This is a genomic window from Bacillus sp. GMs2/2 (genome assembly GCF_050172095.1).
In the GTDB taxonomy this organism is placed as follows: domain Bacteria; phylum Bacillota; class Bacilli; order Bacillales; family Bacillaceae_G; genus Bacillus_A; species Bacillus_A cereus.
Genome location: NZ_JBNLYE010000731.1, coordinates 1 through 1,113 on the forward strand (window position 1 = coordinate 1; position 1,113 = coordinate 1,113).

The following is a 1,113-nucleotide window of genomic DNA, read 5'->3' on the forward strand; positions in this document are numbered from 1 at the left end:
AAAACATACGCATTTTAATCAAAATTAAAAATTTTCAATTTTTCCGTTTACAATTATCCATTAATTGTATATAATTACTAACGTAAGAAAAATATTCTAAAAGGAGGTCGAAGGAAATGATGAAATTACAATTACATGCATTAACTTTAGCGTTAACTGCACCTGTGGTTTCTGGACAATTAAATATGAATTCGACCACCCTAATGGAGAATTGAAAATCGTACTTTATTTCATTTAATTCATAAATTCGCCACAGGAGGTCGTATACTTTCCTGTGGCTTTTTCACGCCCAGCCATAGGAGAACTGTATCTTCCTGTGGTTTTTTTGCGCGATTTTTTAGTCTCTTACATTATTTTTCTAAGAAAGGAGCAACATTCAATGACTATTAGCGTATTGTTTTTAAGTATTACGATTCAAAGAAATACAATTTCCAAAGATGAAATTCTTCATAATGAGCAAATTGAAAAAGCTATGAATGATGTTAAGGAGCGCCAAGCACTTTACTGTGATCACCTGTAATTCCTTTTCGAAAGGAGGAATTCATTTATGACTTTTCATATTTTCTTTTTTACGACTGTACTTCAAAAAAATACTTTATCTGAAACTGAAATTAATCGTAAACAACAGTTAAAACAACTAACTGATAAAATAACTGACATTAAAAGTTCATACTACACTCAAATGTATTAAAAATATATTTTAAAGGGGTAATATATTCATGAAATTTAAAGCATTCTTTTTAACAATCACCATTCAAAAACGTAAACTTTCACAGAAAGAGATTTTACGTGAGCAACACATCCAAAATATTATGGACGAAGTAAAAGAACGCCAATCTTCTTATTACACTCGTCTTTTCTAAAACACTTATAAAGGGGCAATTATTTTATAAAATTTAAAGTATTCTTTTTAACCATTACCATTCAAAAAAATAAATTTTCCGAGTCTGAAATGCTTCATGAGCGACAAATTAATCAGGCTATGGATTCTGTAAAAGAAAGACAAAGTCATTACTGTAGTCACCTGTAATTTCTTATTACACTCGTTTTTTCTAAATCACTTATAAAGGGGCAATTATTTTATGAAATTTAAAGTATTCTTTTTAACCATTA

At 28.9% G+C, this 1,113-nt stretch carries 4 protein-coding genes; all 4 read left to right on the forward strand.

Annotation, left to right across the window (positions count from 1 at the left end):
- Positions 1–379: 379 nt before the first annotated feature.
- The 4 genes from ACQGS6_RS29085 to ACQGS6_RS29100 are packed head-to-tail and all read left to right on the forward strand — an operon-like array spanning position 380 to position 1,030.
- Positions 380–520, forward strand: a complete 141-nt coding sequence (locus tag ACQGS6_RS29085; RefSeq protein WP_000156193.1) for a YrzI family small protein — start codon at positions 380–382, stop codon at positions 518–520.
- Between the two features lie 27 nt (positions 521–547).
- Positions 548–691 (forward strand): YrzI family small protein, encoded by a 144-nt coding sequence (locus ACQGS6_RS29090; RefSeq protein WP_000142729.1) that lies wholly within the window; start codon positions 548–550, stop codon positions 689–691.
- 28 nt (positions 692–719) lie between these two features.
- Positions 720–863 carry a YrzI family small protein gene (locus ACQGS6_RS29095; RefSeq protein ID WP_000668963.1) on the forward strand — a complete coding sequence of 48 codons (144 nt, stop codon included), beginning with the start codon at positions 720–722 and terminating at the stop codon, positions 861–863.
- 26 nt (positions 864–889) lie between these two features.
- Positions 890–1,030 carry a YrzI family small protein gene (locus ACQGS6_RS29100; RefSeq protein ID WP_000669805.1) on the forward strand — a complete coding sequence of 47 codons (141 nt, stop codon included), beginning with the start codon at positions 890–892 and terminating at the stop codon, positions 1,028–1,030.
- Positions 1,031–1,113: the final 83 nt, after the last annotated feature.